The 22,196-nt window shown below is 66.2% G+C and carries 23 protein-coding genes; 6 read left to right on the top strand and 17 right to left on the bottom strand.

What is annotated here, in order from left to right; translation table 11 throughout:
• Window positions 1-10 precede the first annotated feature (10 nt).
• Both AB0876_RS18665 and AB0876_RS18670 read right to left on the bottom strand, forming a co-directional pair.
• Window positions 11-1,198, bottom strand: a complete 1,188-nt coding sequence (locus AB0876_RS18665) for an NAD(P)/FAD-dependent oxidoreductase (protein WP_064886304.1) — start codon at window positions 1,196-1,198, stop codon at window positions 11-13.
• Between the two features lie 70 nt (window positions 1,199-1,268).
• Window positions 1,269-1,715, bottom strand: a complete 447-nt coding sequence (locus AB0876_RS18670) for an Rv2324 family transcriptional regulator (RefSeq protein WP_526042587.1) — start codon at window positions 1,713-1,715, stop codon at window positions 1,269-1,271.
• A 225-nt stretch (window positions 1,716-1,940) separates the two neighbouring features.
• Here AB0876_RS18670 and ddaH point away from each other — a divergent pair, with 225 nt between their 5' ends.
• The 4 genes from ddaH to AB0876_RS18690 are packed head-to-tail and all read left to right on the top strand — an operon-like array spanning window position 1,941 to window position 6,375.
• The gene (gene ddaH / locus AB0876_RS18675; RefSeq protein ID WP_064886397.1) at window positions 1,941-2,714 is read left to right on the top strand and encodes a dimethylargininase; all 774 of its coding nucleotides are present in this window, start codon (window positions 1,941-1,943) and stop codon (window positions 2,712-2,714) included.
• Complete coding sequence (rocD, locus tag AB0876_RS18680) at window positions 2,711-3,961, top strand: ornithine--oxo-acid transaminase (protein ID WP_526042588.1); 1,251 nt, start codon at window positions 2,711-2,713, stop codon at window positions 3,959-3,961. Before ddaH ends, rocD begins: the two co-directional genes overlap by 4 nt.
• 27 nt (window positions 3,962-3,988) lie before the next feature.
• A complete protein-coding gene (locus AB0876_RS18685) occupies window positions 3,989-5,497 on the top strand; it encodes an amino acid permease (protein ID WP_448448217.1) in 1,509 nt (502 codons plus the stop codon).
• Complete coding sequence (locus AB0876_RS18690; protein WP_448448216.1) at window positions 5,494-6,375, top strand: universal stress protein; 882 nt, start codon at window positions 5,494-5,496, stop codon at window positions 6,373-6,375. The genes AB0876_RS18685 and AB0876_RS18690 overlap by 4 nt, the downstream gene beginning before the upstream one ends.
• A gap of 86 nt (window positions 6,376-6,461) precedes the next feature.
• Here the strand turns inward: AB0876_RS18690 and AB0876_RS18695 are convergent, their stop codons facing one another.
• The 10 genes from AB0876_RS18695 to AB0876_RS18740 form a co-directional block, all read right to left on the bottom strand.
• Window positions 6,462-7,316, bottom strand: coding sequence for an SDR family mycofactocin-dependent oxidoreductase (locus tag AB0876_RS18695; RefSeq protein WP_448448215.1), 855 nt, complete (start codon window positions 7,314-7,316; stop codon window positions 6,462-6,464).
• Between the two features lie 136 nt (window positions 7,317-7,452).
• The gene (locus AB0876_RS18700) at window positions 7,453-8,289 is read right to left on the bottom strand and encodes an SHOCT domain-containing protein (RefSeq protein ID WP_499049194.1); all 837 of its coding nucleotides are present in this window, start codon (window positions 8,287-8,289) and stop codon (window positions 7,453-7,455) included.
• Window positions 8,290-8,345: 56 nt separating this feature from the next.
• The gene (locus tag AB0876_RS18705; RefSeq protein WP_448448214.1) at window positions 8,346-9,191 is read right to left on the bottom strand and encodes a cutinase family protein; all 846 of its coding nucleotides are present in this window, start codon (window positions 9,189-9,191) and stop codon (window positions 8,346-8,348) included.
• A 151-nt stretch (window positions 9,192-9,342) separates the two neighbouring features.
• Complete coding sequence (tuf, locus tag AB0876_RS18710) at window positions 9,343-10,533, bottom strand: elongation factor Tu (protein WP_003881870.1); 1,191 nt, start codon at window positions 10,531-10,533, stop codon at window positions 9,343-9,345.
• A gap of 87 nt (window positions 10,534-10,620) precedes the next feature.
• Window positions 10,621-12,723: an elongation factor G gene (fusA, locus tag AB0876_RS18715; protein ID WP_064932890.1), complete on the bottom strand. Its 2,103-nt coding sequence runs from the start codon at window positions 12,721-12,723 to the stop codon at window positions 10,621-10,623.
• A gap of 87 nt (window positions 12,724-12,810) precedes the next feature.
• Entirely contained in the window at window positions 12,811-13,281 is a 471-nt protein-coding gene (gene rpsG / locus AB0876_RS18720) for a 30S ribosomal protein S7 (protein ID WP_003881868.1), read from the bottom strand.
• Entirely contained in the window at window positions 13,281-13,655 is a 375-nt protein-coding gene (gene rpsL, locus AB0876_RS18725) for a 30S ribosomal protein S12 (protein ID WP_003881867.1), read from the bottom strand. Before rpsL ends, rpsG begins: the two co-directional genes overlap by 1 nt.
• A gap of 270 nt (window positions 13,656-13,925) precedes the next feature.
• Window positions 13,926-14,549 carry a TetR/AcrR family transcriptional regulator gene (locus AB0876_RS18730; RefSeq protein ID WP_055110023.1) on the bottom strand — a complete coding sequence of 208 codons (624 nt, stop codon included), beginning with the start codon at window positions 14,547-14,549 and terminating at the stop codon, window positions 13,926-13,928.
• An 80-nt stretch (window positions 14,550-14,629) separates the two neighbouring features.
• The gene (locus AB0876_RS18735) at window positions 14,630-15,139 is read right to left on the bottom strand and encodes a DUF3558 domain-containing protein (RefSeq protein ID WP_064959291.1); all 510 of its coding nucleotides are present in this window, start codon (window positions 15,137-15,139) and stop codon (window positions 14,630-14,632) included.
• A gap of 24 nt (window positions 15,140-15,163) precedes the next feature.
• Entirely contained in the window at window positions 15,164-15,742 is a 579-nt protein-coding gene (locus AB0876_RS18740) for a DUF3558 family protein (protein WP_526042589.1), read from the bottom strand.
• Between the two features lie 162 nt (window positions 15,743-15,904).
• Here AB0876_RS18740 and AB0876_RS18745 point away from each other — a divergent pair, with 162 nt between their 5' ends.
• Both AB0876_RS18745 and AB0876_RS18750 read left to right on the top strand, forming a co-directional pair.
• Entirely contained in the window at window positions 15,905-16,252 is a 348-nt protein-coding gene (locus AB0876_RS18745) for a DUF3060 domain-containing protein (RefSeq protein WP_413784937.1), read from the top strand.
• 33 nt (window positions 16,253-16,285) lie between these two features.
• Window positions 16,286-16,702 (top strand): DUF3060 domain-containing protein, encoded by a 417-nt coding sequence (locus AB0876_RS18750; protein ID WP_064886317.1) that lies wholly within the window; start codon window positions 16,286-16,288, stop codon window positions 16,700-16,702.
• Here the strand turns inward: AB0876_RS18750 and AB0876_RS18755 are convergent.
• The 5 genes from AB0876_RS18755 to AB0876_RS18775 form a co-directional block, all read right to left on the bottom strand.
• Complete coding sequence (locus AB0876_RS18755; RefSeq protein ID WP_526042590.1) at window positions 16,699-17,466, bottom strand: crotonase/enoyl-CoA hydratase family protein; 768 nt, start codon at window positions 17,464-17,466, stop codon at window positions 16,699-16,701. The two genes, AB0876_RS18750 and AB0876_RS18755, sit on opposite strands and share 4 nt — an antisense overlap.
• A complete protein-coding gene (locus AB0876_RS18760; protein ID WP_499049187.1) occupies window positions 17,463-18,194 on the bottom strand; it encodes a PaaX family transcriptional regulator C-terminal domain-containing protein in 732 nt (243 codons plus the stop codon). Before AB0876_RS18760 ends, AB0876_RS18755 begins: the two co-directional genes overlap by 4 nt.
• Before the next feature lies 1 nt (window position 18,195).
• A complete protein-coding gene (locus AB0876_RS18765; protein ID WP_064886320.1) occupies window positions 18,196-19,110 on the bottom strand; it encodes a crotonase/enoyl-CoA hydratase family protein in 915 nt (304 codons plus the stop codon).
• Window positions 19,107-20,735: an acyl-CoA dehydrogenase family protein gene (locus tag AB0876_RS18770; protein ID WP_526042591.1), complete on the bottom strand. Its 1,629-nt coding sequence runs from the start codon at window positions 20,733-20,735 to the stop codon at window positions 19,107-19,109. Before AB0876_RS18770 ends, AB0876_RS18765 begins: the two co-directional genes overlap by 4 nt.
• Window positions 20,736-21,026: 291 nt before the next feature.
• On the bottom strand, window positions 21,027-22,151 hold the full coding sequence (locus AB0876_RS18775) for a phosphatase PAP2 family protein (RefSeq protein WP_448448210.1): 1,125 nt from the start codon (window positions 22,149-22,151) through the stop codon (window positions 21,027-21,029).
• Window positions 22,152-22,196 lie beyond the last annotated feature (45 nt).

Here is a 22,196-nt window from a genome sequence, read left to right on the forward strand (position 1 = left end):
CGAGGAAAAGTCAGCCCAGGACGTCGGAGATGGGAGCGCCTGCGGCGATCTTGCCGCGGGCCTTCATCACCTTGCCGGGCATGCCGCCGCCGACCACGCCGACCACGACACCGTCGCGCTCGTAGAAGGCCAGGAACTTGCGGCCGTCGTCCTCGACCACGTGCACGACATCGTCGGCCTCGGGCTCACCGAGGCACTGGATCTTGACGTCGTACTGATCGCTCCAGAAGTACGGCACCGACACGACGGGCGAGGCCTCCTGGCCCAGGATCGCCGGCACCATTGCTCGCGCCTGATCGGCGACGTTGCTCCAATGCTCAACGCGCGCTTGGTCACCCACGTGATCGCGCCACGATGCGACATCGCCGATGGCCCACACGCCTGCGGCACTGGAGCGCCCGACCTCGTCGCACACCACGCCGTTGTCGAGCGCGATCCCGCTGCCCTCGAGCCACTCGACCGCCGGGTGCGAACCGATGCCGACCACCACCAGGTCGGCGTCGAGTTCGGTGCCGTCGCCCAGCACGACCTCCTCGACCTTGTCGGCGCCACGCACTTCGCTGACCCCCACACCGCAGCGCACGTCGACGCCCTCGGCCTGGTGCAACCGGGTCACCAGGGCCCCGATCTGCTCGCCCAGCACCGAGGCTAGCGGGGTCGGCTGCGGCTCCACCAGCGTCACCTCGACACCGAGCTTGCGAAGGCTCGCGGCCACCTCGCAGCCGATGAAGCCGGCACCGACCACCACGGCCCGCCGGGCCTTACCGGCGTGCTCCCGCAGCGCCATGCTCTCGTCGTAGTTGCGCAGCACGTGGATTCCGGCCAGGTCGCCGAAGGAGCGGATGCGCTTGGGCACCAGCCCGGTCGCGATGATCAGCTCGTCGTAGGCGACGTCGCTGCCGTCGGCCAGCTTCAGCGTCTTGGCGGCGGTGTCCACCGACTGGGCAGCGGAGCCGAGCCGCAGCGCGATGTTGTTCTCGGCGTAGAACTCGGCCGGCTTGAGGGTGACGTCGTCCGTCTCGGCGCGCAGCACCTCCTTGGACAGCGGCGGCCGATCGTAGGGCAGATGGTCCTCGTCGCTGACGATCGTGATGGGCCCGCCGTACTCCGACCGGCGCAGCTGTTCGGCCGTCCGGGCCGCGGCCAGGCCGCCGCCGACGATGACGATGCCCGCTGCTGATCCCGTTGAAGTAGTCACGTGGGGTTTTTACACGATCGCGGTTAAGCGTTGTGCGTCACCCTATGTTTGCGCAGGCCGCTGGGTCACATCAGGACCGGCCCCGCTCGATGACATTCGTGAGCACCACGATGCTCTCGCTGCGCTCGATCCGAGCCGTCGACCGGATGCGTTCCAGTGCCTCTTCGAGGTGGCGCATGTCGCGAGCCAGCACATGCAGGATCGCGTCGGCGGTACCGGTGACCGTGGCCGCACTGACCACCTCGGGAATGTCGATCCAGGCCGTGCGCAATTGATCCGGGGCGATCGTGCCCTGGCAGAACACCTGCACGTAAGCCTCGGTGCGCCACCCCAGCACGTTGCGATCGATCACGGTGGTGAAGCCCCGGATCACCCCGTCGGACACCATCCGGTCCACCCGGCGCTTCACCGCGGGAGCCGACAGGTTCACGCGGTGTCCGATCTCGGCGAACGTCGCCCTGGCGTTCTCGGTGAGTTCGGCCAGGATCCGCTCGTCGGTGTCGTCCAGACGCTCCATTTCCCACCTCCACGCAACAAACCGCCGCAGTATGACGGTTCATGCAATATATCCCTGCTCAAGACGCAACAAGGAGCGATTGATTGCGTCACAGCGGCTCCATATCGTCGAATCATGACGATTTTCGATGAAGTCATGCCTGAAACTGCGCCCGCATCCGGGTCCACAGCCCCCGCCGGGACCGCAGTGCCACCCGCGCGGACCGCGACAAACCGCCACTACGCCATGACCGCCCCGCAGTACTTCACCGTCGAATACGCCATCAACCCGTGGATGGACCCCGCCACCCCCGTTGACTCCGCGCTCGCACTGTCACAGTGGGAAACGCTGCGCCGGGTGTACGCCGACCTGGGCCACACCGTCGACCTGGTCGCCCCGCGCGCCGGTCTGCCCGACATGGTCTACGCCGCCAACGGCGGCTTCGTCGTCGGCGACACCGCCGTGGTCGCCCGCTTCGCCTACCCTCAGCGCGCCGGTGAGGCCGACGCCTACGCCGAGTGGATGACCGCCGCCGGCTACCGGACCGTGTTCACCGATCACATCAACGAGGGCCAGGGCGACCTGCTGCTCGTCGGATCAACCTTGTTGGCCGGATACGGTTTTCGCACCGACCGACGTGCCCACGACGAGATCGGGGCCGCTACCGGCCTTGACGTGGTCAGTCTGGAACTGGTCGACCCGCGGTTCTATCACCTCGATACCGCGCTGGCCGTACTCGACGACTCGACCATCGCCTACCACCCCCCGGCCTTCACTGCCGCGGCCAGAAAGCGTCTGACCGACCTGTTCGGTGACGCAATCGAAGTGGGCTCCGCCGACGCCTTCGTCCTCGGCCTCAATGTGGTGTCCGACGGCCGGCACGTCGTGATGCCTGCCGCCGCCACGGGATTCGCCGACCAGTTGCGCCGGGCCGGCTTCGAGCCGATCGGCGTCGACCTGTCCGAACTCCTCAAAGGCGGCGGATCCGTCAAATGCTGCACCCTGGAGCGGTATCGATGACCATGCTGGACAGAGTGGACGGTCAGGCCGCCCCGGACCCTGCGACCGCCGCCGCGATCGCGCTCGACGATCGCCATGTCGCCCACAACTACTCACCACTGCCCGTGGTCGCCGAAAGCGCAGAAGGGGCCTGGATCACCGATGTGACGGGCCGCCGCTATCTCGATTGCCTGGCTGCCTACTCGGCCGTCAACTTCGGTCATCGCAACCCGGAGATCATCGCCGCCGCCCACGCCCAACTGGACCGGCTGACGCTGGTGAGCCGCGCCTTTCACTCCGACCGGCTCGGGCCGTTCGCCGAGGCACTGGCCGGGCTGTGCGCGAAAGACATGGTGCTGCCGATGAACAGCGGCGCCGAGGCCGTGGAGAGCGGCATCAAGGTGGCCCGCAAGTGGGGCACCGACGTCAAGGGCATGAAAGCCGACAGCTCGAACATTGTCGTAGCGCACAACAACTTCCACGGTCGCACCACCACCATCATCAGCTTCTCCGACGACGACACCGCCCGCCGCGGCTTCGGGCCCTACACCCCCGGATTCCGCTCGGTGCCATTCGGCGACCATCGGGCGCTGGCCGAAGCGATCGACGAGAACACGGCCGCCGTCCTGATCGAACCGATCCAAGGAGAGGCGGGCATCATCGTCCCGCCCGCCGACTACCTGCCACGTGTCCGCGATATCTGTACCCGCAACAACGTGCTGATGATCGCCGACGAGATCCAGTCCGGACTGGCCCGCACCGGCCGAACCTTCGCCTGCGAGCACTGGGGTGTGGTGCCCGACGTGTACCTGCTCGGTAAGGCACTGGGCGGTGGCGTGGTGCCGTTGTCCGCGGTCGTTGCCGACCGCGATGTCCTCGGTGTGCTGCACCCCGGCGAACACGGCTCGACCTTCGGCGGCAATCCACTGGCCACCGCTATCGGCTCCACGGTGGTGGGCATGCTGCGCCGCGGCGAATTCCAGCTCCGTTCAACCCAACTCGGGGAGCATCTGCACAGCCGGCTCACCGGGTTGATCGGGCACGGCGTGACGGCCGTGCGTGGCCTGGGCCTGTGGGCAGGAGTCGACATCGACCCGGATCTGGGCACCGGCAAGCAGTTCGGCCTGGCGTTGACCGAGCGTGGTGTGCTGGTGAAGGACACCCACGGATCGACGCTGCGGTTCGCCCCACCCCTGGTGGTGACCGCCGACGAGCTCGACTGGGCCGTTGACCGATTCGCTGACACCCTGGCCGAGGCGCGCCGATAATCGGTTGACCGGCCGCAAGGAGGCACCATGTCCGCCCCAGCCAACAACCTGACCAGCCAGATGTTGCGGCGCAGGCCGGTCATGGGAGCACCTGTCGCCCACGGCGCGTCCGACCACCTCAAACGAAGTATCGGCACATTCCAGCTGACGCTGTTCGGCGTCGGCGCCACCGTCGGCACCGGCATCTTCATCGTGCTGCAGCAGGCCGTCCCCAAAGCCGGCCCCGCAGTGCTGGTGTCGTTCCTGGTCGCCGGCGTCGCGGCGGGGCTGTCGGCCATCTGCTACGCGGAAATGGCAGCGGCCGTACCAGTTTCGGGCTCCACGTACTCCTATGCCTACACCACCATGGGCGAGTTCATCGCGATGGGCGTCGCGGCCTGCCTGCTTCTCGAATACGGCGTCTCGATGTCAGCCACCGCGGTCGGTTGGAGCGGCTATCTCAATCAACTGCTGGACAACCTCTTCGGTTGGCGGTTGCCGCACGCCCTGTCCGCGGCCCCATGGGGCGACAACCCCGGATTGATCAACCTGCCGGCGACAGTCCTGATCGTCATGTGTGCGCTCCTGCTGATCCGCGGCGCCAGCGAGTCCGCCGCGGTCAACACCGTCATGGTGCTCCTCAAACTGTGTGTGCTCGGCATGTTCGTCGCCATCGCGTTCACCGCGTTCACCACCGATCACTTCGCTGGGTTCTGGGAGAAAGGGTTCACCGGCATCACCGCCGCGGCCAGCACCATCTTCTTCACGTTCATCGGCCTGGACGCGGTGTCCACTGCGGGCGACGAGGTGAAGAACCCGCAGAAGACCATGCCGCGGGCGATCCTCGGAGCACTGATCGTCGTCACCAGCATCTACATCCTGGTGGCGTTCGCCGGCCTGGGCACGCAATCCGCGGACGAGTTCGGGTCCGACGAGCAGTCCGAGGCCGGGTTGTCGGTGATGCTCACCAACATCCTGCACGGCCAGACCTGGGCCAGCACCGTGCTGGCCATGGGAGCGGTGATCTCGATCTTCTCGGTGACCCTGGTGGTGATGTACGGCCAGACCCGCATCCTGTTCGCGATGGGACGCGACGGCCTGCTGCCGCCGATGTTCGCAAAGGTGAACCCGCGCACCATGACTCCGGTGAACAACACCATCGTGGTGGCCATGGTGACCGGCACCCTGGCCGGGTTGGTGCCGCTGGACTACCTGTGGGACCTGGTGTCGATCGGCACCCTGGTGGCATTCATCGTGGTGTCGGTCGGGGTGATCATCCTGCGGGTGCGTGAACCGGATCTTCCGCGGGCCTTCAAGGTTCCCGGTTACCCGGTGACACCGGTCCTTTCGGTGCTGGCCTGTTTGTTCGTGCTCTACGGCCTGCCACACATCACCTGGCTCTGGTTCAGCCTCTGGGTCGCCTTCGTCCTGGCGTTCTACCTGCTGTGGAGCCGCCATCACAGCGCACTGAACGACGGCGGTGACGGCTACATCCCGGGTGCGGCGGCCGGCGAGGACGACGTCAAGACCACTCCCAGAACCGAGGACAGCCGATGACCGTCGTCGTCGGGTATCTGGCCGGCAAGGGCGGAGCGTCGGCGCTGCACCTCGCAGTCGGCGCGGCCCGCACCCTGAACACCTCACTGGCCGTGGCCACCGTCGTACCGCGTCCGTGGCTGAACCCGTCACCGGCGCGCGTCGACGCCGAATATGCCGAGTACGCAGCGCAGTTGGCAGCCTCGTCGGCCGAGCAGGCGCGGCAACACGTATCCGCACTCGACGATCGCCTCGACGTCAGCTTCCACAAGTTCGCGCACCGGTCGGTTTCCGGCGGACTGCTGGAAGCCGTCGATTCGCTCGGCGCCGAGGTGCTCGTTCTCGGTTCGGCGTCCGATGGCCAACTGGGCCAGGTGGTGGTCGGTTCGACCGCCGACCGGCTGCTGCACTGCTGCCCGGTTCCGTTGGCGATCAGCCCGCGCGGGTACCGTCGGTCGAAATCTGCTGCGCTGGCACGTATCACGTGCGCCTACCCCGGCTCACTCGAAGCAGTGGCGGTGGTTCAGCAGGTCGCCGACCTGAGCCGGCGACTGGCTACGCCGATGCGGCTGGCCACATTCGCAGTGCGGGGACGCAACATGTACCCACCGACCGTCGGGCTACATGCCGAGGACGCGATCCTGCAAGAGTGGGTGAAACAGGCCCGGCAGGCGATGATCCGGCTGAGAGACGAGAAGGTGATCGGCGAGGACGTCGATCTGAAGGTCGTCACCGGCAACGACTGGAGCGAGGCGATCGATGCCATCGACTGGATCGAGGGCGAGATCCTGGCGATCGGAACCTCACCCGGCGGCGCGGTCGCCCGGGTTTTCCTGGGCTCGCACGGGTCAAAGATCCTGCGGCACAGCCCGGTTCCGGTTCTGGTCCTACCGGGCTAACCCCGGCGAGCAGACGCGGAAGCACCCGGGTTGGCCCGTTTCCGGGTACCGGGGCGTCTGCTCGCCGGGAAAGGCTCGCGGAAAGGTCAGTACTTGAGCACGCCGCGGTCGACGGCAATCTGGCTGCCCGACAGCGTTGCCGAGTTGTCACTGGCCAGGAACGCCACCACGTCGGCGACCTCTTCAGGCGCCATGAAGGCCGCAAGTCCCTCGTTCTTGCCGTCGGTCACCTTGTGATACGGCATCGGGGCGAAGCTGTGCAGGAAGCTGGGGAACTTCGAGAAGATCTCGGCCATGGCCTCCGGCTCGATCATCGGAGTGTCGATCGAGTAGGGATGGATCGAGTTGACCCGGATGCCGTACTCGCCCACCTCGAGAGCCAGCGTGTTGGTCAACGCCACCAGCCCGTGTTTGGAGGCAGCGTAGTGGCCGTTGCCCGGGGTGGCTTTCACACCGGCCGAGGAGCTGACGATGATGATCGATCCACCGTTGCCTGCCTCGATCATGGCGGGCACCGCGGCCCGGATGGTCCGCCAGGTGCCGTTGAGGTTGACGTCGATGACGGTGTCGAACTGCTCGGGGCTCAGCTCCCACAACCGACCCCAGCTGAGCACACCGGCGTTGGCCACCACGATGTCGAGCCGGCCGAACTGCTCGACGCCGTCGGCCACCACCTGCTGCTGTGCCGCCAGGTCGCGGATGTCGACCTCGCGTGCGAGCACCTTGCGGCCCGCAGCCTCCACGGCGGCAACGGTCTCGGCCAGATCCTCCGATGTCGCGGCCGGATAGGTGATTGTGCCGTCGACGGGCCGGCAGACGTCGATCGCGATGATGTCGGCACCCTCGTTGGCCAACCGCACCGCGTGCGCACGCCCCTGTCCGCGTGCAGCGCCGGTGACGAATGCCACGCGACCTTCCAGTGTTCCGTTACCTGCCGCCATCCCAGGGTCCTTTCAGTGAGCCTGGCCACAGGCTAACAGCAGAAGTAGAACGTGTTCCTGGCCGATACCGATCAGTGGGAGGACCGCCGATCGGGGCTGGTCACTCGGGGCCTGCGCGGGTTCATCCACCGCCTGATCAGAGATCGGCGATGATCTGCTGTCGTTTGGCCGCGTATTCCTCTTCGCTGACGGCACCGGTGGCACGCAGGGTCTCCAGTTCCTGAAGGCGTTGAGCGGTCGACGGGGCCGGCGGAGCCATGAACGGGGCCGCTGCAGGCGCGGCAACCGAGGGCGCCGGCGCCGGCGCCTGTTGCGCGGCCGCGCGCCGCACGACGGCCTGAACCTGTTCGCGGGCCGCCGGGTTGGCCCGCAGATCGACCATGTTGTTGATGGCGATGCCGTGAGACTTGAGGATCTGCAGGATCTCCATCAACGGGCCGGACTGACCGGTGAGGTCGTAGGTCTTGTTCTCCTCCGCGATCGTGAACGTCGCGGGCATCAGACCGCTGACCAGACTGCTTCTCTCCCAATCGATCCGGTACTCGTTGGTGGTCGGGTCCACCATGGCGACCAGTTTGCGGTTGGTGATCATCGGAAGCCGCGACACCGAGGCGAGCACGCGATCCTGAGTGGCGAACGGTGCGATGCCGGGTCCCGAGATCTGCAGGTCCAGCTTCACCAAAGGCTGCTCGTTGATGCGGGTGCCGGTCTCGTGGATGCCGGTGACCTGGGCCAGGGCCAGCACGCCGACCTGTTCGAGTTTCTCGTTCTGCGCCGCCGATTTCGCACCGGCTGCCGTGATCCCCAGCGCGATCAGGATGTCGATCGCGGTGATCAACAGGCCGGCCCAGAACATCCACTTCATCATCGGATCGCCGCCCGCGACGAAGTAGATGACCAGGAAGATGGGCCCGACGATGCCACACAACAGCACGAAGGCCTGAATGCGTACGTACCGCCAGAAAGTGGACATCGCAGGCTCCTGCCGTCGGTTGGGCGCCATCAGATTAGCGCCAACAGCCGCCGAGATCAGGAGTGAACGACTCCATCCGTCGACCCGCCCACCGGCACGGTCTGCTGCTGCATGGGCGACGGGCCCAGCATCCGGTACAGCGGCCAGGTCCAGCGGTAGCCGCCGCCGCTCGAACGGGCATAGCTGGTGTGCACGGCGATAGCGGTGGCCGTCACTTCTTCGTCGTCCGAATCGTAGTCACAGACCGCGTCGCCGCGATCGCACACGCTGATCGTGCGACTGCCGACCGAGGGCGACATGGGGCCCGGCGCATGGGCCAGGATCGGCCAGTCCTGCGCGACACCCTTCCTGGTGCTCACTGCGGTGGCCGTGCCCAGGTTCACGGTGGGATCGGCAGGCAGGCGGTCTCCGTCGGCGACCAACAGAGCCGCAGCCAGATTCGGGCTGCCCGCCAAGCCTGCCAGGTTACGGTGGACCACCATCGCGCCCTGCGAATACCCGGCAAGTACAACCTCGCTGGAGGGACACCGCTGGGTGAACGCCGCGTATTGGTTCCCCAGCGCCGCCACCCCGGCGTCGACACTGCTCATGAAACCGCCCCAGCCCAGCAGATCGCCGTCCGCCGGCACCGGGGCCGCCGGGTAGGCCACTGCCTCGGCCGTAATCGTCCGACCGTCCTGCTGCACCCACTGGGACAGATCACGCAGCGAGTTGTAGACCACCCGGCCCATGCCGGCGTCGACCGTGGGATCGTCACGCTCACCCGAACCGGCGACGCCGATCCAGTGCACGTCCGGGCATCCCGGCGCTGCCTGCGCCACACCCGCCGCAAATCCGACCGCCGTGCCGGCCAGCACGACAGCCGAAGCCACCGAGGCCAATGCCCGTTTCCGTCGCACCATGTCCGTCCCCAACCCGTGTAGCTCACCTATGCAATAAAGATCGTCTCACCTATCACAGCCGTTACACCGGACGCAGCAAGAACACACCGGAAATACAAAAGCGGCACTCACCCGAAGGTGAGCGCCGCTTTCGCAGTGCTAGGTCAGATCATCACTTGATGATCTTGGTAACGCGGCCGGCGCCGACGGTACGGCCACCCTCGCGGATCGCGAAGCGCAGGCCCTCGTCCATGGCGACGGGCTGGATCAGCTTGACGGAGATGTCGGTGTTGTCACCGGGCATCACCATCTCGGTGCCCTCAGGAAGGGTCACCACGCCGGTCACGTCCGTGGTACGGAAGTAGAACTGCGGACGGTAGTTGTTGAAGAACGGCGTGTGGCGGCCACCCTCGTCCTTGGACAGGATGTAGACGCTGCCCTCGAACTCGGTGTGCGGGGTGGTGGTGCCGGGCTTGACCACAACCTGGCCACGCTCGACGTCCTCGCGCTTGATGCCACGAACCAGCAGACCGACGTTGTCGCCCGCCTGGCCCTGGTCGAGCAGCTTGCGGAACATCTCCACACCGGTGACGGTGGTCTTGGTCGTGGTCGGGCGGATGCCGACGATCTCGACCTCTTCGTTGACGTTGATCACGCCACGCTCGACGCGACCGGTCACCACGGTGCCACGACCGGTGATGGTGAAGACGTCCTCGACGGGCATCAGGAACGGCTTGTCGGTCTCGCGAACCGGATCCGGGATCGACTCGTCGACGGCCTCCATGAGGTCCTCAACCGACTTGACCCACTTCGGGTCGCCCTCGAGCGCCTTCAGCGCGGAGACGCGGATAACCGGGGCATCCTCGTCGAACTCCTGGGCGGCCAGCAGTTCGCGGACCTCCATCTCGACGAGCTCCAGGAGCTCCTCGTCGTCGACCATGTCCGACTTGTTCAGCGCCACGAGGATGTAGGGCACACCCACCTGACGGCCCAGCAGAACGTGCTCGCGGGTCTGCGGCATCGGGCCGTCGGTCGCGGCGACCACCAGGATCGCGCCGTCCATCTGGGCGGCACCGGTGATCATGTTCTTGATGTAGTCGGCGTGACCGGGGGCGTCCACGTGGGCGTAGTGCCGCTTCTCGGTCTGGTACTCCACGTGGGAGATGTTGATCGTGATGCCGCGCTGACGCTCTTCAGGCGCATTGTCGATCTGGTCGAATGCGCGCGACTCGTTCAAATCGGGGTACTTGTCGTGCAGAACCTTGGTGATTGCTGCAGTCAGCGTCGTCTTGCCGTGGTCAACGTGACCGATGGTCCCGATGTTGACGTGCGGCTTCGTCCGCTCGAACTTCGCCTTCGCCACTGTGGTGTCCTCCTGGACTTGTTGGTGCTTTGGTTAAAGCAATGATGATGTGTTCAGTTGTGAGCCGCGACAGTTGCCGCGACGAGCTTACTGACCCGTCGCCTTCGCGATGATCTCCTTCGACACGTTCGCCGGAACCTCGGCGTACGAGTCGAACACCATGGAGTAGTTAGCCCGGCCCTGGGTCTTCGACCGAAGGTCGCCGACGTAGCCGAACATCTCCGACAGCGGCACCTGCGCCTTGACGACACGCGCACCGCTGCGCTCCTCCATGGCCTGGATCTGACCACGGCGGGAGTTCAGGTCGCCGATCACGTCACCCATGTAGTCCTCGGGTGTAATGACCTCGACAGCCATGATGGGTTCCAGGATGACCGGCTGGGCCGCCTGAGCAGCCTTCTTCAGCACCTGCGAACCCGCCACCTTGAACGCCATTTCCGAGGAGTCGACCTCGTGGTAGGCGCCGTCAAGCAGCGTCACCTTGATGTTCACCAGCGGGTAGCCGGCCAACACGCCGTACTGCATGGCGTCCTGCGCACCGGCATCCACCGAAGGGATGTACTCGCGCGGGATGCGGCCACCGGTGACCTTGTTCTCGAACTCGTAGGTGGCACCGTCCTCGCCGACAAACGGCTCGAGGTCGATGAGCACCTTCGCGAACTGGCCGGAGCCACCCGTCTGCTTCTTGTGGGTGAATTCGACCTTCTCCACCTTGCGGCGGATGGTCTCGCGGTAGGCCACCTGGGGCTTACCGACGTTGGCCTCAACCTTGAACTCGCGACGCATGCGGTCCACCAGGATGTCCAGGTGCAGCTCGCCCATACCGCCGATGACGGTCTGGCCGGTCTCCTGGTCCAGGTGCACCTTGAAGGTCGGATCCTCTTCGGCGAGCTTCTGGATCGCGGTGCCCAGCTTCTCCTGGTCACTCTTGGTCTTGGGCTCGATGGCCACCTCGATCACCGGATCGGGGAAGGTCATCGACTCCAGCACGACCTGCTGGTTCGGATCGCACAGGGTGTCACCGGTGGTGGTGTCCTTCAGACCGATCACGGCGTAGATGTGACCAGCGGAGGCCGACTCGACCGGGTTCTCCTTGTTGGCGTGCATCTGGAACAGCTTGCCCAGCCGCTCCTTCTTGCCCTTGGTGGCGTTGATGACCTGCGCACCGGACTCGACCTTGCCCGAGTACACGCGCACGTAGGTGAGCTTGCCGAAGAAGGGGTGCACGGCGATCTTGAACGCCAGCGCGGCGAACGGCTCGTCGGTGGACGGCTTGCGCAGAACCTCTTCGTCCTCCTTGCCGGGGACGTGGCCCTTGACGGACTCGACATCCAGCGGCGACGGGAGGTAGTCGATGACGGCGTCCAGCATCGGCTGCACACCCTTGTTCTTGAACGCGCTGCCACACAGCACCGGGTACAGCTCGCTGGCCACGGTCAGCTTGCGGATGGCGCCCTTGATCTCGTCGATCGTGAGCTCTTCGCCGCCGAGGTACTTCTCCAGAAGCGCCTCGTCGGTCTCGGCGACCGTGTCCAGCAGCTCGCTGCGGTACTCGGCGGCCTTGTCGGCCAGATCCGCGGGGATCTCGACGGTCTCGTAGCTCTCACCGAGCTTGGTCTCGCCGCGCCACACCTTGGCGTTCATCTCGACCAGGTCGATGATGCCCTCGAAGTCGTTCTCGGCACCGATCGGCAGCTGGATCACCAGCGGCTTGGCGCCGAGGCGGTCCTTGATGGTCTGCACGGTGAAGTAGAAGTCCGCGCCGAGCTTGTCCATCTTGTTGACGAAGCAGATCCGGGGCACGTCGTACTTGTCGGCCTGACGCCACACCTGCTCGGACTGGGGCTCAACACCCTCCTTGCCGTCGAAGACGGCAACGGCACCGTCGAGCACACGCAGGCTGCGCTCCACCTCAACGGTGAAGTCGACGTGCCCGGGGGTATCGATGATGTTGATCTGGTTGTTGTTCCAGAAGCAGGTGACGGCTGCGGAGGTGATGGTGATACCACGCTCCTGCTCCTGCTCCATCCAGTCGGTGGTGGAGGCACCGTCGTGCGTCTCACCGATCTTGTAATTGACGCCGGTGTAATAAAGGATGCGCTCGGTCGTCGTCGTCTTGCCGGCGTCGATGTGCGCCATGATGCCGATGTTGCGGACCTTGTTCAGGTCAGTCAGCACGTCCTGTGCCACGGAAGTCTTCCCAACTCTTTCGCTTGCTTGATTAGGTGTTCGATTGCGCGCGTACCGGCACCCGACGCTGGATGCCGGGCGCGGGTATCACCAGCGGTAGTGCGCGAAAGCCCGGTTCGCTTCGGCCATCTTGTGAGTGTCCTCACGGCGCTTCACAGCTGCACCCAGACCGTTGCTCGCATCCAGGATCTCGTTGGCGAGGCGCTCGATCATGGTCTTCTCACGCCGGGCCTTGGAGAAGCTGACCAGCCAGCGCAGAGCCAGGGTGGTGGAGCGATCGGGGCGAACCTCGACCGGAACCTGGTAGGTGGCACCACCGACGCGGCGGCTACGCACCTCGAGGGCGGGCTTGACGTTGTCGAGCGCGCGCTTGAGGGTGACGACCGGATCGGTGCCGGTCTTGTCGCGAGCCTGCTCCAGCGCACCGTAGACGATGCGCTCCGCCAGTGACTTCTTGCCGTCCAGCAGAACCTTGTTGACCAGCTGAGTGACCAGCTGCGACCCGTAGACCGGATCGTTGACCAACGGACGCTTCGGCGCGGGACCCTTGCGCGGCATCAGCTCTTCTCCTTCTTGGCGCCGTAGCGGCTACGGGCCTGCTTGCGGTTCTTGACGCCCTGGGTGTCCAGCGACCCGCGGATGATCTTGTAACGGACACCCGGAAGGTCCTTCACACGACCGCCGCGCACCAGCACCATCGAGTGCTCCTGCAGGTTGTGGCCTTCACCGGGGATGTAGGCGGTGACCTCAACCCCACTGGTCAGCTTGACGCGCGCGACCTTGCGAAGCGCCGAGTTCGGCTTCTTCGGGGTGGTGGTGTACACGCGGGTGCACACACCACGGCGCTGCGGGCTGCCCTTGAGGGCCGCGGTCTTGACCTTCGCGACCTTGTCGCGGCGACCCTTGCGGACCAGCTGGTTGATGGTTGGCATGTACCGGCTTTCTCTGTGTTGCTCTCTACTGTTCTAAGTCTCTGTACTGCAGTTATCCCCCGGCCGCGTACCCCGCGTCCGGGCGTGTCGCACGTGCTTACACCGGTGGAATTCCGATGCGTGTTAGACATGCAGATTGGCCCGGCGTGCGGGCACGCTTGCGAAACACTCAGCCGCAGGCGTCTTCCGGCCAGGCACGATCTACCACGATACCAGGGCTGGCCTCGCCGAACCAAACCCGCTCACGACGACCTATCCCCAGGTCAGACGCTACGACTCTCGCTGCCCCATACCGGCGGCCAGTCGTCGCAGCATATCGGTGAATACCGCATCGGTGTCGATATCGTCCATAACCCCGGTCATTTCCAGGAGTACGAAGCCGTGCAGAGCCGACCAGAACTGCAGCGCGGCGTAGAAGGCATCCTCGCCTTCCAGCCCATAAGACGTCAGCACCTGGATGACCGGTCCGGCCGCGTTCCTGGTGGCAGCCGAGTACTCCGGATCGTCACCGCCGAACGGCATCCGGGTGAAAGCCGAGTAGCGACCCGGATGGTGGTGGGCGTAGCTGCGGTAGGCGCTGGCCATCACCGACACGGCATCGTCACGGGTGCGGCCGGAGCCGACGGTGTTGAGCATCTCGATGATGTCGTCGATCACCCGCATCCGGACCGTGCGTCGCAGGTCGTCCAGGCTGTCCACGTGGTTGTAGAGCGACGGGCCCTTCGTGCCGAGCTGATTGGCCAGGGCATTGATGGTCAGCGCGTCCCAACCCTCACGGTCCAGGAACGTCAACGCCGCATTGACAATCGCGTCACGGCTGAGCTTCGTGGTCCGCGCCGGCCGTGACGGAGAGCGTCGAGTGCCAGCCGCCTGTGGCTCCGGCCGAGCTGACATGTAGGTACTGCCTTCGAGTCGATGTGATCGACCCCACCGTTGGGGTCGCCGTGAAACTGTAGCCCCTCAGACAGCGCAGATCAGTTGACCCGGCCCTGACTGAGCCGCGCGAGTTTCTCGATGACCTGACACAGATCGGGCAGCGTGGCCGGATTCATCGTCTGGATCGACCACGTGATGACGTCTTCGCCTTTGGCCACATAGATGCTGCACACATTTGCGTCGGCCGCCCGGAAGCCCTTGTTCCCGTCGATCGACAATTCGGTGAGCGTGCGTCCGGCCCGGGTCTCCAATGTCCGTTCGGTGTCCATGTCGCTGCCCCGGTACCACCACGTGGAGATGCCCATGCCGGCACCGAACGTGCCCAGCACCGAGTTCTCCTGCCAGAAGCACCCGTTGTCGCTGACCACGGCCTTGGTGAACATCGACGATCCGACGGCATCGGTGATATCGGCATCGGTGACCCCGTTGCAGTCCGCGCCATGGAAACCGCCGCCGGGAGCCGCAGGCCCGGGAGCCGGCGACGTGTCCGACGGCCCGCAGGCGGTCAGCAACGCCACTGCGGCTGCGAAGCCGACCAAGTACCTCACGGCGAGGCAGCGATGCGTCACGGGTCAGAGTTCCGATTGCAGGGTGGCCGAGAGCAGCTTCTTGGCGTCCTGGCAGGGGTCGCCCTTGGCAGCCGGTCCGGCACCGGCCGCGCGACGGAACTGCACCCACCAACTGATGACGCCCGATCCGGCCGAGGCGGTCGCCGAGCAGGCCGCGCCGGTGACATCGCGACGGGCGAGGAATGCCTGGTGCCGCTCCAGCACGGTGTCGGTGATCTGGGCGTCGCGACTGCGGGCCACCGCCCGCTCCCGATCCAGGGACCCTTCTTCGAACCAGGAGAAGATCACGTCGAGCATTGCCGGCCCGCCGGCGTTCGGCGTCCCGCCGGTCTTACGCGACAACACGTACTGGCACACCGCGCCGCTGTACGGGCGCACCACATTGTCTGCGGCAAGGATCTCCTGGACCGTGCTGTCGACCAACAGACCGCACCGGTCGTCGACGTAGCCGAAACTGCGATCGGGATCGGCGGTATCGGCCGACGCACGGCGGGCAGCCCCGTCGATGGTGTGCGAACACCCCGCGACGGTCACCACGGCTGTGACTGCCACGGCAGCAGCATGAACAACACACCGACGCATTGCTGAACACGGTACCCAGCACCGACACCACACGCGACCCGTCGGCAACCGCCCGTCAAACTGACGAACACCTGCCGTCACCGCGACAGCGCCACGTACTCTTCTCGCAGCGCATCGGAAGGGGAACTCATCGTGAATTGGACAGCTGTGAGCCGGACAGTGATGGCCGGTCTGGTCGCATTGCCGTTGGCGCTCACCGTCGGCGCGCCCGGCGCCGCAGCCAAGAACGGTGACACCACCGTCACCGGCCAGAGCCTGGAACAGACAATCGACTGCAACAACGCCACGCTGCTCGTCAACGGATCCAACAACCGGGTCAACGCCTTGGGCACCTGCTGGGCGATCACGGTTCAGGGGACGTCCAACGTGATCGTCGCCGACAATGTCATCAACGACATCACCGTGTACGGCTGGGACCAGACGGTGTTCTTCAAGAACGGCGACCCGATTATCGTCGACCGCGGCCGAGAACTGGCGATGGTCAACCAGATCAGCCGCGTTCCCGCCTGACCAAGCCTGAGGAAGAAAGCAGAGGCAGACCCCGTGCTCACCCGTTTCCCCCACACCCAGCTGGTCCTCGCGGTCGGCGCCGCCGCGGCCGCTCTCACCCTGGCGGCCTGTGGATCCGAAAGCTCGGACACCGCCACCCCCAGCGCCACTGCGGGAGAATCCGGGGTCAATGTCGAGGTCGGCAACACCATCAACTACATGTCGGTCGGCACCACGACCGACATCGACTGCGCCGACGGCAAATCCCTCACGGTGGGAGGCACCAACAACACGCTGACCGTCAAGGGCACCTGCGCGAACGTGAACATCGGCGGTTCCGACAACAAGATCACCTTCGAGCGGATCGACAAGGGCCTCACCATCATCGGGCTCAACAACACTGTCAGCTACGCGGCGGGCGACCCGAAGGTCACCAATACCGGCAGCAACAACAAGGTCAACAAGGGCTAGCTCGCGCTGGCACCGTGCCGGCCGGCTCCCCCGGCGAACCGACCGGCTCCCTCGGCCGCCTCACCCGCGACCCGGTTGATGCTGGCGAACTCGAATTCCATTGCTGCCTGCTCGGATTCGCCCCACTGATGCAGTGCCGAGAGCCGGTCGGCCCGCAGACATTGCTGTGGGAGCCGAGAGAGCTGGGCGGCGAGCTCCTCGGCATGTTCGCGGGCCTGGCCTTTCGGGACCACCCGGTTGGCCAGGCCGATCGCGTGGGCCTCGGCGGCATCGACAGCGCGTCCGGTCAGGATCAGGTCCATGGCGCGGCTCTGACCGATCAACCGGGGCAGCCGCACCGTCCCGCCGTCGATCAGCGGCACGCCCCAGCGACGGCAGAACACGCCCATCACCGCATCCTCGTCGACCACGCGCAGGTCACACCACAGGGCCAGCTCCAATCCGCCGGCCACGGCGTGGCCGCTGATCGCCGCGATCACCGGCTTGGACAACACCATCCGGCTCGGCCCCATCGGCCCAGGGCCGGTGCGGTGCAGCTGATTCATCTGCGGGGTACCGAAGGCCTTGAGATCTGCGCCGGCACAGAACGTTCCACCGGCACCCGTCAACACCGCGACCGCCGCGTCGTCGTCGGCATCGAACTGCTCGAATGCCTCGAACAGTGCCGCGGCGGTGGGGCCGTCGACCGCGTTTCGTGCGTGCGGCCGGTCGATGATGACCGTGGTCACCGCCCCGTTGCGTTCGACCCGGACAGCTTCGGTCACGTCGCCTCCATGAGTTCGTTCTGATCGCGCCGATCAACGAGTTCGGCAGCGAAGTCGTTGTAGGCCTTACGCAATTCAGTACCCGGCCAACTGCCCGGCAGCAGTTCGTCGGGCAGCACGGGGTCCGAGAGCAGGTGACGCACGATGCCCGCGGCCGCGACGAACCGTCCTGGAACGTCGGCCGCGTCAGCCATCTCGTCCAACAAGTGCTCGCCGGTGCGCCGCCAGCCGGGAAGGTCCCACAGCGCGGCGACCAGGCCGGCCGGATCGTCGTCCCGGGTGTGCAAGACCCGCACCCGATGGGTGATCTCCTGCGGCAACGCCTGGTCGAGATTGTCCGGGCGCATCCACACGCCCTCGCGCAGCTCACCGAACCGATACTGCTGCAAGGTGTTCCGCAACGACGCGCGGGTACGGGCGTCGGTACCGACGCTGGTGATGACCAGCGTCAGCCATTGACCGCCATACTCACGCAACCGCGGATCGATCGCGTCGTCCTGACGGCGCTGACGGGTCAGCAGCCGGTCCGACAGTCGGTAACCGTCCTCGGAGCGAACCAGGTCACCGGCACTGACCATGCGCGTCAGCGCCACCCGCAGCGTCGGCTCTCTGATGTCGAAATCGGCTGTCAGCCTGATCAGCTCGGCGGCACTCGCCCATGCCGGATGCGCGCCGAGCAGCACGCTCAGCACCACCGAGCGGGCCGTCATCCGTTTGAGCGCGGACATCTCAGACCCCAGAAGACCTGCGCCCGTAGTCACCCATCGGTTCGTCGCGATGGCGCACCGCCTCACGGAAGCCGTGTTCGACGGCGTCGGCCACGAAGGCGTGTCCTTCGGGAGTGTGCCGGGCGATGCCGTCGAACACCGTACTGACCATCCGACTGGTGGCAACACCCTGCTGCAGCAAGGCGGAGTTGCAGGCCAGCTTGGCCATGATGAGCTGGTTGACGGGCATCGCGGCGATGCGCGCGACGAGACGCTCGGTGCGCTCGTCCAGATCCTCGGGCTCAGGCGCCTCCACGGCCAGACCCCATTCGGCGGCCTGCGCGCCGGTGATGCAATCCCCGGTGAACAGAAGGCGTTTGGCGCGTTGATCCCCCAGTCGGTGCGCCCACAGGCCGGCGGCCGGAACGCCCCATACCCGCATGGGCGGATAGCCGATCTTGGCGTCGGCGGCGGCGATCACCTGGTCAGCGTGCAACGCGATGTCGGTACCGCCGGCCACGCAGTAGCCGTGGATCTTGACCACGGTCGGCTTGTCGGCATGCATCAGGCTGGAGAATCCACGCACGAACCGGCTCATCATCTGGTAGTCGACCATCGGGTCCCAGGGTTGATCCGGGAGGTGGTTGATGGCCTGGGTTCTGCCGGACAGCACGGTTCCGTCGTAACGGCCACCCCCGGCCTCGCCGGTTCCATCGGCGTAGGCCGACAGGTCGAACCCGGCGCAGAACCCCTCGCCGCGGCCCGACACCAGGATGACGTGGACGTTCGGGTCGAGGTCAGCCCGCTCGACCAGCATCTGCAGTTCCAGCGGGGTGTCGGCGACGATCGAGTTGCCTTTTTCGGGGCGGTTGAACGTGATTCGTGCGATCCGGTCGGTGACCTCGTAGGTCATCGTCTTGAGCGTCTCGACGCTCATCCCTTGACCAGCGCCCGCTCGAGGATCGGGGCGAGGTCGAGCCCGGTCGGCAGCGTGCCGAAGGCCTGACCCCACTGTCCCCCGAGCCGGCTGGCCAGGAAAGCCTCGGCCACCGCGGGGTGGCCGTGCCGCACCAGCAGCGCGCCCTGCAGTGCGAGTGAAATGTCCTCGGCCACCTTGCGGCCCCGGTACTGGATGGTCTCGAGATCCGCGAGGTCGTTCTGCAACGACGTGACGTGACGGTCCAGGCGCGGGTCCTGCCCGGCGGTCTTGGACAGTTCGTCGAACAGCACCGCGACGCTCTCCGGCCGGGTTGCCATGGCGCGCAAGGTGTCCAGCGCGCTGACGTTGCCCGAGCCTTCCCAGATGCCCATCAGCGGAGCCTCGCGATAAAGCCGCGGCATACCGGATTCCTCCACATAACCGTTGCCGCCGAGGCATTCCATCGCCTCGGCGGCGTGCGGGGTGGCCCGCTTGCACACCCAGTACTTGCCCGCCGCCAGACCGATGCGGCGCAGCAGCGCTTCACGCTCGTCACCGCGCACCGCCTTGTCGGTGGCGCCGGCCATCCGCATCGCCAGCATGGTCGCCGCCTCGGCCTCTACGGCCAGGTCCGCGAGGACGTTGCGCATCAGCGGCTGATCGATCAGGTAGGCGCCGAATGCCTTCCGGTGCTGGGCGTGGTGCACGGCCCGGGTCAGGCCGGTGCGCATGCTGGTGGCACTGCCAAGGGTGCAGTCCAGACGCGTGAGGTTGACCATCTCGATGATGGTCGGCACGCCGCGGCCCTCCTCACCAACCAACCAGGCCGTGGCACCGTCGTACTCGACCTCACTGGAGGCGTTGGCATGATTGCCGAGCTTGTCCTTGAGCCGCTGCAGGAACATCCGGTTGCGGCTGCCGTCGGGCAGGATGCGCGGCAGGAAGAAGCAGCTCAGGCCGCCCGGGGCCTGGGCGAGCACGAGGAAGATGTCCCCCATCGGGGCCGAGGTGAACCATTTGTGCCCGCGCAGCGAGTAGGTGCCGTCACCGTTCGGTGTGGCCTCGGTGGTGCCGGCGCGAACGTCGGAGCCGCCCTGCTTCTCGGTCATCGACATGCCCGCGGTGATACCGGCTTTCGTCGTCGCGAGCTTCAGTTCGGGGTCGTACACCCGGCTGGTCAGCAGCGGCTCGTAGACCGCGGCCAGCTCGGGGTTGAACCGCAGGGCGGGCACGACGGCATAGGTCATCGAGATCGGGCAGACGTGCCCGGGCTCGACCGTCCACACCGAGGTCTTGGCGGCCCGCACCACGTGCGAGCCCTCCCGCTCATCGGCCCACGGGGCACCGTGCAGGCCGTGGGTGACGGCCACATTCATCAGCTCGTGATAGGCCGGGTCGTATTCGACCTCGTCGATCCGGTTGCCGTAGCGGTCATGGGTGTGCAGCACCGGCTGATTGCGGTCGGCGAGTTCACCCCAGCGCTGCGCCTGGACGCTGCCGTTGATCGCACCCAGTTCGTGGACCTCGTCGACGCCCCACTCTCCGCCTTCGCGGATGAGGGCCTCGGCGAGCACCGACGAGGTGGCGGGGTTGTAGTCCTCCAGCGTGGGGACCTGATTGGTGACGACGTGCGTATCAGCCATGCACCCAGTGTTACAAATTCTCGACAACTGCACAATAGTTGTAATAGGACGGCCACCCCGGCCGATCGCCCGTTGTCACGCTGGAGTGGCTCTCGACTCCGGGTGCCACCCCAGCGTGACGCTCGACGATTGGGCCCACGTGCCGGACCCGAGCGCGTCACGCCAGCGTGGCGCTCGCGGTCGACGGCCACGCTGGCGTGACAGAAACTGGCCTGGCAGAACGGGCGTGACAAACGCGTCAGAACTGGCGTGGCAACAGAGTCACCCCGGCCGATCGCCCTTGGCGGCGAATCAGGCCGGGTCGAGTCCTCCGACGACGGTCGGTACGTCCTCGTTGTCGCGGGCTTGTTCGTCGCGCTCCGCCGAGCCTGCAGCCCGCCGCACTTCGTACCGGTTGAGCGCGAACAACACCACGGCCGCCAAGGTCCAGCCGAGCAGGATGTCGACCACGTAGTGCTCGGCGGTGTAGACGAGTGTGAAGGCCATGATGAGCGGATAGGCCACCAACAACGGCCGCCATCCGCGGTTCACCCGGTTCCACAGGAACACCGCTACCGCCGCGGTCAGACCGGCGTGCAGGGACGGGATGGCCGCGACCAGGTTCACGCTGGCCTGGCCCTGGTCGATCAATGCCGTCGCGGTATGCAGGTGGAGCTTGCCCCAACCGCGGGTGACGATCCGTTCGATCCAGTCGTGCGCACCGTCCTGACTGCCCTGCATGGCGCCGAGCAGGCCTCCGTCGACGGCTTCGCGCGCCGATCTGAACATGCACCCCGGGCCCGACGGGCCGCCGTCGACATCGTCGGCGGTGCATCTCGCCGCGGCCCACGGCGGCGCGGCAGGCAACAGCGCATAGATGACCAGCGCCGCGAACGACAGTCCGACGAACAAACGCACGAACCGCTTCCACTCCTCGCGGTCACGCAGCCACAGCACACCGGCCACGACGTAGGGAAGGATGAAGAAAGACATGTACACCGTGCTGATCACGACTTCCCACCACGGCGGGTGGAGCATTTTCAACCGCTCCTGCAGCCACACCGTGGGCACCGTGCCGAAGAACATCCACCGATCCGCGTCGACCTGCCAGTGCCACAGCGTCGGCCGGCCGACCAGGGTCGCAGCGCCCCGGCTCAGGTCGTAAGCGGCCAGCACCAGTGCGAATGGCAGCCAGTCGCGGATGACGTAGAGCATTCGGCGCCCCTGCCCGATACTCGCGGCCAGCAGGCCGGCCGCGATGTAGAGCAGCAACAATTCCCGGTTGAAGGCGAAGCCGTCGGTGACGGTGCGGTAGATGACCACAGCCGCCCACCCGGCGATCGCGCAGTACCGCAGTATGCGCAGCCGACTGGCACGGTTGGTCGCGCCTGATTGCGCGGGAGCTTCTTCGGTTACCGAATCATCTACCGCGGTCACAGAGGTGACGTTAGTTCACCTTTGCGTCACGGTGCCGTTGAAAAC

This window comes from Mycobacterium sp. NPDC049093 (assembly GCF_040704635.1).
In the GTDB taxonomy this organism is placed as follows: domain Bacteria; phylum Actinomycetota; class Actinomycetes; order Mycobacteriales; family Mycobacteriaceae; genus Mycobacterium.